This is a genomic window from Roseibium litorale (genome assembly GCF_014842915.1).
In the GTDB taxonomy this organism is placed as follows: domain Bacteria; phylum Pseudomonadota; class Alphaproteobacteria; order Rhizobiales; family Stappiaceae; genus Roseibium; species Roseibium litorale.
Window position 1 is genome coordinate 372,577 of the sequence record NZ_JACYXI010000003.1, and the last position, 8,426, is coordinate 381,002.

8 protein-coding genes are annotated in these 8,426 nt (G+C 60.7%); 2 read left to right on the forward strand and 6 right to left on the reverse strand.

Translation table 11 applies throughout. The features are described from left to right. Positions 1 to 45: 45 nt before the first annotated feature. Positions 46 to 933 (forward strand): DMT family transporter, encoded by an 888-nt coding sequence (locus IG616_RS07720; protein WP_192147552.1) that lies wholly within the window; start codon positions 46 to 48, stop codon positions 931 to 933. A 9-nt stretch (positions 934 to 942) separates the two neighbouring features. Here the strand turns inward: IG616_RS07720 and IG616_RS07725 are convergent, their stop codons facing one another. From IG616_RS07725 to ggt, 4 genes are all read right to left on the reverse strand, one after another. Next, the gene (locus tag IG616_RS07725; protein WP_192147553.1) at positions 943 to 1,302 is read right to left on the reverse strand and encodes a DUF6665 family protein; all 360 of its coding nucleotides are present in this window, start codon (positions 1,300 to 1,302) and stop codon (positions 943 to 945) included. Positions 1,303 to 1,372: 70 nt separating this feature from the next. After that, the gene (locus IG616_RS07730) at positions 1,373 to 2,602 is read right to left on the reverse strand and encodes an MFS transporter (RefSeq protein ID WP_209007345.1); all 1,230 of its coding nucleotides are present in this window, start codon (positions 2,600 to 2,602) and stop codon (positions 1,373 to 1,375) included. Positions 2,603 to 2,643: 41 nt separating this feature from the next. Continuing rightward, the gene (locus IG616_RS07735) at positions 2,644 to 3,225 is read right to left on the reverse strand and encodes a chalcone isomerase family protein (RefSeq protein WP_209007346.1); all 582 of its coding nucleotides are present in this window, start codon (positions 3,223 to 3,225) and stop codon (positions 2,644 to 2,646) included. A gap of 138 nt (positions 3,226 to 3,363) precedes the next feature. Then, a complete protein-coding gene (gene ggt / locus IG616_RS07740; RefSeq protein ID WP_192147554.1) occupies positions 3,364 to 4,959 on the reverse strand; it encodes a gamma-glutamyltransferase in 1,596 nt (531 codons plus the stop codon). Between the two features lie 185 nt (positions 4,960 to 5,144). Between ggt and IG616_RS07745 the strand changes: the two genes are divergently transcribed. Next, positions 5,145 to 5,576: a GlcG/HbpS family heme-binding protein gene (locus tag IG616_RS07745; protein ID WP_192147555.1), complete on the forward strand. Its 432-nt coding sequence runs from the start codon at positions 5,145 to 5,147 to the stop codon at positions 5,574 to 5,576. A 202-nt stretch (positions 5,577 to 5,778) separates the two neighbouring features. Here IG616_RS07745 and IG616_RS07750 read toward each other — a convergent pair whose 3' ends face one another. After that, positions 5,779 to 7,224 (reverse strand): coiled-coil domain-containing protein, encoded by a 1,446-nt coding sequence (locus tag IG616_RS07750; RefSeq protein ID WP_192147556.1) that lies wholly within the window; start codon positions 7,222 to 7,224, stop codon positions 5,779 to 5,781. A 483-nt stretch (positions 7,225 to 7,707) separates the two neighbouring features. Continuing rightward, entirely contained in the window at positions 7,708 to 7,995 is a 288-nt protein-coding gene (locus IG616_RS07755) for a GIY-YIG nuclease family protein (protein ID WP_192147557.1), read from the reverse strand. Between the last annotated feature and the right edge of the window lie 431 nt (positions 7,996 to 8,426).

The following is an 8,426-nucleotide window of genomic DNA, read 5'->3' on the forward strand; positions in this document are numbered from 1 at the left end:
TTCTCGTGCTTGCCAAGTGTGCTGGCCTCAGATAGGCGGTGAGCCATGACTCGTCTGACTGCAAATTCCCTTCTGTTGCTGGCCGCTGCCCTTTGGGGATCGGCCTTTGTTGCCCAGTCCACAGCCATGGAGGATGTGGGACCGTTTTATTTTACCGGTATCCGCTTCTTGATCGCGGCAATTGCCCTGGCTCCGTTTGCCCTGCGTGAGCGCAAGCTCCGGCCAGATCATAAGTTGACGCAAGGGCATTTGGCTAGGTTTGGTCTGATCGGTGCCGTCTTCTTTTTGGGCATTGTCATTCAACAAATCGGGATGATGACCACCACGGTCACCAATACGGCCTTTCTGACGGCCCTTTACGTGGTTCTGGTTCCGGTGATCGGCTTTGCGCTGTTCCGGGACATCCCGCATCCGGTCATCTGGCCTGCTGCCTTTGTGGCGCTCACCGGGATATGGCTTCTTGGCGGTGCAAGCCTTGACGCTTTGAATTGGGGGGACGCAGCTGTTCTGGTCTGCGCCGTGTTCTGGGCGCTTCATGTCGCGCTTCTTGGTCATGTTGGGATGAGCGGCGGGCGTCCTCTGGCGCTGGCCTTCAGCCAGTTTGCGATTGCCGGTGTTGCGGGCGTCGCGGGCGGTTTGGTGAGTGAGGACATCGGTCTGGCTCAGATTCAGTCTGCCAGCTTCGAGCTGTTCTACACGAGCCTCGTGTCCGGCTGCTTTGCCTTCACGCTGCAGGCGGTTGCCCAGCGTTGGACCAGAGCCGCGGACGCTGCCATTCTTCTGGCATCGGAGGCCCTGTTCGGAGCGCTTTTCGGAGCGGTTCTGCTGGGCGAGCGCTTGAATGGGCTCGGCATCTCTGGCTGCCTGCTGATCCTTTTGGCAATTGTCGCCGTTCAGCTGGTGCCGTTGATCAAACGTCCTGTTCGGGTCTGAAGCGGAGCTTCAGCGTTTGCCGGTTGCTTCGCGCAGATGGGCTGGCACCGGCCCGCAGCTCAGCCGGACCTCCTTCGGAACGCCCATTTCGTTGAAGAATGCCTGATGCTTTAACAGGCCGCAGAGTTCCCGCTGGATCGTCACGTGCCAAAGCGCTTCGCCTGCCTCGGCGATACGAAGCTGGCGGATCAGCCGTTCCTTTTCGTTCCTGATGTCCTCTTCAGCAGGGATCTGCTTCAGCGCCGCTTCCAGCTTCTTGTTGAGACGGGAGAGGGTGCCGATTTTCTCGCCCAGAATTTCCTGTTCCAGAGCGGCGGTGATCGGATCGGTCTCCTTCGCGCTGAAGGCCTTGGGCGGACGGACGCTCATGAGCCGTTCCGGTCTCCTGTTCTCTCGCGGCAAACGCGTGTGCGTGTTGAAGATCATGCAATGGCGGCAGTCAGGGCGCAATGGCTTGCCGCCGCCTGACGAGCCAGATGAGGGTCAGTGCCTTGAGGGCACAAGGCAAAGCCGCGTAGGCGATCGAGAGCGACACACCCGTGCTGAAGGTCATGTCCATGCCAGGCTGGTAGCCGGCGAGGCCAAGAAGCGGCAGCGCTATACCGGTGGACACGGCCAGCGCGCCTTTGGAAATCAGCGCCATCAGAGCAAACAGCCTTGAGGATTCTCCGGCAGCAGACCTCCGGTCAATGTGGTCCGCCATAAGGGCAGGGGGCAAAGCCAGATCTGCTCCGAGCGCCAGACCGGAAAGAGTGCATACAATGGCGTACATGATCACGTCCCCGGACCCGAGAAAGACAGCCCAGAAGAATGTGACTGTGGCCAAAGCCATGGAGATGCCCCAGGCCGTGACCTTTCCCTTCCGGTCCGCAACGGTCTGCCAGAGCGGCATGGCGGCAACGCCCGAGAGGAAATAGAGCAGAAGAAACGGTCCGGTCAGCTGACTGGCCCCCAGCTTGTCGCGAATGAAAAACAGTACCAGTACCGCGGGAATCGCGCTGGCACAGGTGTTGAGCGCATAGAGACCGAAGAACTGGCGCCGCCAGGGATCGGACAGGATCAAGCGCCAGCCAAAGCCGTGAGAGGGGCCGGTTGAGGCGTGGAAACTCGAGCGTTTCAGCCAGCCCAGGAGTACCACCAGCGCAACGGCTGAGAGTGGTAAGAAGCCGAGCGTCAGCACGCTAAAGGCCGCCTCTGGATCGGTATCTGCATCAAGCAGGGTAGGCGCAATTGCAGCTGCCAGCAGTCCTGCGAGGCCAAAGCCCTCCCGCCAGGCTGTCACTTTGGTCCGGGTGGATTCTGGAACACGCCAGGTTCCGCCCAACGCCTGAAGATTGATCGCGACGACCGAATAGCCAGTGGTGCAAATGAAGACAGAAACAGCCAGCGACAGGATAGGCGCATGTGGAAGGGGATGAAAGATCATCCAGAAACCGGCAGCAAGTGCTGCCGCTCCGAGACAGAGAATGGCGGGCCGATGTCTGTTCCAGCGGTCGCTGAGGCTGCCGATCAGTGGATCCTGGATTGCGTCGATGGCACGCAGCGCAAGAAGAACAAACCCGAGCAGGGCAAGTGGCTGCCCGAGTGTTCTGGCATAAAAGTCAGGCGCGTGCAGATAGACGGGCAATCCAGCAAAAGCCAGAGGGAAGGCCATCACCCCCTGCGCCATGAGCGCGCGGCGTCCTGGTGTTCCGTCCTGCACTTCCCCGCTCAGGAGCGTGATCCTACAAGCTTGTTCCGCAGGTCCGGATTTTGCGTGTTCTGCCCCAGCCAGATGGCAAAGAACCTGCGGGTGAACTCAGGATCCTTGATAGAACCAATGGTTTTGCCGCCGGAATAGAACACGGTGTTTCCTGCAGCATCACGAACACCGATGAGGGACTGACCTTTCGATACATTGGGGAAAATCCGGGTCATCCGTGCAACCCAGGTCTCGAGGACCGGCCCGTCCTTCATACCCTGACGCCGCATCTGTTTCGCCGTTTCCTCAGCGATGGCAGCGCCCTTGAAGTTCCGGAGATACGTCAGTTTCAGCGCAAAAGGGCCGTCGGGGCTGTATCTCCCTTGGGGAGCATAAAGCTCTGCCTCAAAAATGCCGAAGCCGAGGAAGGTCATCTTGCCTTCGCCTACGAGAGCCGCCGAAGGGACTGCTCTCGCGGCGGCGTTGAGTTCTGCGGCTGCGGGACGGGGCATCAGAGCAGCAAAGCTGAGTGCGAGCATGGCCAAAAGGAGAAATGCTGCATTTGTCCGGTGGCTCAAATGAGCGGCCTTTGTTTGTGCTGGCTTTTGCACATGGACCTCCTCGAAAACGGGATCAGTTTTGTTCTTACGAGGCAAGGCCGTCAGCAGATCTCCTGGCAAATGAAAAGGCAGCGTGGCGATGCCGCACTGCCTTCCAAGGTTTTTTAAAGTTCGGCGGTGCCGCCCCCGTCAATAGCCCGCGGCGTGGCCATCCTTGCGTGGATCCGAGCCGGCAATCAGCAGCCCCTTGTGCCGGTCGATCATGATGGCCTGACTGCCGCCGATGGGGCTGGCTGCCCGGTGGACGGTGTGGCCAAGCGCCTCCAGCCCGTCGATCGCACGTTGCGGGATCATCTTCTCTGCCTCCAGGGCGTAGGTCTTGAGGTCAAAGAACATGCGCGGCATGTCGATCGCCATCTGCACGTCCATGCCGTAGTCGACAATATTGGAGATGAGATGGGCGTGGCCGCAGGCCTGATAGTGACCGCCCATCACACCGAAGGAGAGCCACGGAAGGCCGTCCTTCAGCCCGAAGGCCGGGATGATCGTATGCATCGGGCGCTTGCCGCCAGCGATGGAATTCGCGTGTCCCGGTTTGGCCTTGAAGACCGCCCCGCGGTTATGCAGCAGAACGCCGGAGTTCGGAGCCAGAATGCCGCTGCCGAACTCGTTGAAGATCGAGTTGATGAAGGAAACCGACAGGCCATCCTTGTCGACGACTGTCAGGTAGATCGTGTCGGTTTGCGGGGCAAGGCTCGTCCCCGGCACTTGCTCCAGCCTGCGGTCTAGGCGGATCAGGCGCGAAAGCTGCGTGATGTAGTCCTCGCCGATAAGAGAGGTGTGGCAGGCATCCATGTAGCCCGGGTCCGTGACGAACTTGTCGCGGACCGCATAGCCGATGCGGGCGGCCTCCATTTCGAGATGAAGCCGTTCCGGGCCGAGCGGATCAAGGTTCGGCAGGTCAAACCGCTCCAGCAGGCCCAGGATGATCAGCGCGACGATGCCCTGGCCGTTGGGCGGCAGCTCGGCAATGGTGTGGCCGCGGTAATCGCGCATCACCGGAGAGACGGCGGTGGTGTGGCAGGCGCCGAGATCCTCGAGAGTCATCACGCCGCCGAGTTCCTTCAGCGTCTTGACGATGTCCTCGGCAACCGGACCAGCATAGAAGGCGTCCGCCCCGCCCGACGAAATGGCGCGCAGGGTCTCCGCAAGCCTCGGGAACTTGAGGATCGAGCCGACTTCGGGGGCTTCGCCGTCTACCAGATAGGCAGAGGCGGCGGCGGGATTGGCGGCGAGCTTGGAAACGTTCTTCTCCCAGTCCCGGTTGACACGGGGCGCGACCGGGAAGCCGTTTTCCGCATAGTCGATGGCCCGGGTGAACAACTTGTCGAAGCTGCGGGTGCCATGGGCCTTGAGCAAGGTTTCCCAGGCCCGGATTGCGCCGGGAACCGTGACTGCATGGGGGGAGGTGGGGGAGAGCTCTTCAACGCCGCGTTCGGCCAGAAGCTCCGGCGTCAGTGCGCGCGGCGAGGCGCCCGAGCCGTTGAAGCCGGTCATCTGCCCGTCCGGCTTGGTGACGATGGCAAAGCAATCGCCGCCGATGCCGGTCATTTGCGGCTCCACCACGGCCTGCACTGATGCTGCTGCAATGGCCGCGTCGACAGCGTTGCCGCCCGATTGCAGCACTTCAAGCGCGGCGCTGGTTGCCAGCGGATGGGAAGTGGCCACGGCGGCCTGGCGGGCAAAAACGGGCGAACGCCCGGGTGCCTCGAAATCGCGTCTCACAGTAGTCTCCAGACTGTTTCCTTCAGGGAGGAAATGCTTGGTTGATTTGGCCAGTGGTCCGTGCGGGTCCGGTCTGATAGCCCTGAGAAAGACGCTCAGGCCGGGCAGGGAGTTGCCTCCAGGTCCGGGTTCATCGATAGGCCCGCACAAATCGCTGCGGACAATTAGTAGGGAGAGAAGTCATTATGCGCAAACTGAACCTTTCAACGGCACAGCAAATCATTTCTGCCGCTTTCGAAAAGGCGGAGGCGCTGGGCCTCAAGCCGCTGACCGTTGCCGTCATGGATGACGGCGGCCATCTTGTCGCGCTGGCCCGTCAGGATGGGTCGTCGATCCTGCGTCCGCAGATCGCCTGCGGAAAGGCCTTTGGCGCCTTGGCAGTCGGCACCGGCACCCGGTTCCTGAACACGGCAGCGGAAGTGCGCCCGCATTTCGTCCAGGCGCTGAATGGCGTTGCGGGCGGCGCCATCGTGCCGGTTCCGGGCGGTGTTCTGGTGCGCGACAGTGCTGGTGAAGTGCTCGGCGCCGTCGGCATCACCGGCGACACCTCGGACAATGACGAGGCCGCGGCCCTGGCCGGGATCGAGGCTGTCGGTCTGGAGGCCGACTGCGGCTAACGCCTCCTCCTCCGCGCCGTGCCGGACGAAGCAAAGCGGAGATCCGGGACCTCAAATTTGCGGAAGCCCGTGGGGTTGGTCCCGGCTCAAGGCCGGGACGGCCCGGAGGAAACGCGTTAGGCGTCCTCACATTCGGACAACAAGAAATCAGGCGCCGGATTTTTCAAAAAGACCCGGTGCCCGATTTTGGGAGGGCTGAAGATCAGTCCCGCAAACGCACGACGATGCCGTCGTCATCGTTGCCGTCGTCCGGGCCCTCATCTTCCGCGCCACCATCCAGAAGCCCAGCCTCTTCCGCCGGATCATAGTTCCGGGTCAGGCCCAGCTCTTCCGCAGGTCCCCGGCCTTCCATGGCGCGCTGGTAGTTGTTGATCACGCCCTTCAGCTGGACAATCTGCTCGTTGGCCGTGTCGACCTGGATCTTGTATTTCTGCAGCTTCTTGTTTTCCTCGATCAGCTCTTCCATCCGCTCGGCGAATTTGACGTTCTGGTTCCGCTCGTGGTTCAGGTCGGTGAGGGCGGAGTTATAGCGCAGGTTCAGCTCGCGCAGCTTGGCATTGGCGGAGACCAGCTCGTTGCGGTCGCGCTCGTGGTTCTTCTGGGCGTTGGCCAGATGCTGCTCGATCTCCTGCATCCGCCGGACCAGATCGCGCTTACGCTCCTTCATGGTCTGGTTTTCCTGGGAGAGATCCTGCAGGGCCTGGGCACCGATGCGCCGCTGGGAGGACAGGTTCTCGATTTCCGCGTTCAGCGCATAGACCTCGTTGTCATGCTTGCGCTGCTCCTCTTCCATCCGGGACTTGCTGTAGGCCAGCTCCTGATTGGCCACGTCCAGATGGGACTTCAGGTCGATGTTCTCGTTGCGGTAGTCCACCAGCTGGCGCTTCAAGGCTTCCAGCTCGCCGGTCACCTGGTTGTTCTTGCGGATTTCCTCTTCCAGCAGGGCCGCGCTTTCCGAAAGGTTCTGCTGCAGCTCCTTTTCCCGCTTACGGATCTCGTCCAGATCCGCCTGCAGACTGTCCGCCTGCTCTTCCGCTGCAGTGAATTTTGCCTTCATGCTGCCCAGAGCGTCAGCCAGCTCCGTTGCCCGGCTGTTGACCAGCACCAGTTCGGCGCTCTGGGCGCGGAAGTCCTCGTTGACCTTCTTGTTGTTGTCGCGGATGGAGACCAGCTCGTTGCGGGCGGTCTCCAGCGCCGTGCGGCTTTCCGTCAGGCGCTTGCGCAGGGAGTGGGCCTCTGCCTGGGCCTCTTCCAGCTGGTTCGCCAGCGTGCCGAGCCGGTGGTTGGCGTCCAGAAGGTCCGTGGAGATCTTGGCATTTTCCGACTTGAGACGGATTTCCGTTTCCACCTGAACCCGGGAGGCCTCGATGAATTCGGTCATCATCTGCAGCGAGTGGCGCGATTCCGCGGCCATGGCATGCATCTGCTCCACGCCCTGGCTCAGGTTGCCGAGACGGCTCTTCAACCCGTCCAGCTGATGCATCTTCTCCTGCATTTTCAGCGCGAAGGGCGAAAGGTGCTGAACGTTGGAGGTTTCCGGTCCGGATGTGCCGCTGGGGTCCATCTGCCCGGCCATGTCCTCAGGCGCCGCGTCCTGGCCCTCCCTCTGATCACTTCCGCCCTTTGCCGATTTCGAAAAAATACCCATTCCCAGCTCCTGCCCTACGCATCACAACGGCTGCACTGCAACGGCAGGTTTTCCTGCCGTAGGGGATGGTAATCCAATTTACGCCACAGTCAGAATCGAACCGGCGCAATCCGGTTAATTTTCCGTTAATGCCAATGATAAAAGAGATAAGTTGTGTGTTTTCATTGCAAGTTTTGCGGGTGGTAAATGTGGAAGGCTGTGGGATAAACCGGGGAAAGATGGGGAACTTTGCGTAAGGATGGACTGGGACCGACATCCTCTCGGCGTCGTCCTGCTCTCGATGCGGGGTCCAATCCACGCTTCGGCTCTGGCCGGAGGTCGGTCGTTCGCTGGGTGATGGCCTGAAACCTCAGAAGATCTCGTTGCTTGTGGAGATGGGCATTGGATCCCCGGTCGAGCCGGGGATGACCGCGGGGAGGGGCTCCTCCTCTCCTCCTCTCTGCACTTGATCGGGGATCCAATCCAAAGTTGTTCCGGATCGAGCTATCGGTTCAGGTCCTCGTACAAGTCCCGCCATTCGGGATTGACTGCTTCGATGGTCTGGATCTTCCAGACACGCGGCCAGCGTTTGAGTTTCTTTTCCCGTGCGATAGCAATGTCTGGCGCGTCGAACGTTTCATAGTAAACCAGCCTGGTTACGTTATAGAGCTCGGTAAAGCCTCTGTTGGCTTTACTCCGGTGTTCGTGCAGTCGCCGTGCCAGATCATTGGTGATGCCCGTATAGAGTGTTCCATGCTGGCGGCTGGCAAGAATGTAGACGTAATACGCCATACCCGATGGTGTGCTGTTCTGCTTGGCCGATCAAGTCAGAAGCCTCTGTTTTCCGGCTCCTCTCGTCCCTCGCGGCGTCATCCCGCGCTTGACGCGGGATCCAATCCACGTTTCGGCAGTTGGAAGAGGTGGAGCGTTGGTAGGGCGCAACCTATGAGCTAAGTAGCTCTTTCCTGTGTGGTGGAGAGGGGCATTGGATCCCCGGTCAAGCCGGGGATTGTTTGTTTACTGCAGTGTTATGATGGGGTGCTCTCCCGGCCCCTAAACTGCCGGGAGAGCAGTGGCAGGCGACCGTGCGGGGATCGGGTTTTCACCCGCAGTCATCATGGCTCCCTGCCGCTTCCTTTTCCCGCTTGGAGAGTTGATTGGGCCGCTGTCCGCACGCCCGCAAACAATCCGAAGCACGCGAAGGATACCACGCTCATGAGGTT

What these genes read in the sequence shown, in the direction of transcription:
- IG616_RS07720 (WP_192147552.1), top strand. Translation starts at nt 46, where the DNA reads ATGACTCGTCTGACTGCAAATTCCCTTCTGTTGCTGGCCGCTGCCCTT.
- IG616_RS07725 (WP_192147553.1), bottom strand. Translation starts at nt 1,302, where the DNA reads ATGAGCGTCCGTCCGCCCAAGGCCTTCAGCGCGAAGGAGACCGATCCG.
- IG616_RS07730 (WP_209007345.1), bottom strand. Translation starts at nt 2,602, where the DNA reads ATGGCGCAGGGGGTGATGGCCTTCCCTCTGGCTTTTGCTGGATTGCCC.
- IG616_RS07745 (WP_192147555.1), top strand. Translation starts at nt 5,145, where the DNA reads ATGCGCAAACTGAACCTTTCAACGGCACAGCAAATCATTTCTGCCGCT.
- IG616_RS07750 (WP_192147556.1), bottom strand. Translation starts at nt 7,224, where the DNA reads ATGGGTATTTTTTCGAAATCGGCAAAGGGCGGAAGTGATCAGAGGGAG.
- IG616_RS07755 (WP_192147557.1), bottom strand. Translation starts at nt 7,995, where the DNA reads ATGGCGTATTACGTCTACATTCTTGCCAGCCGCCAGCATGGAACACTC.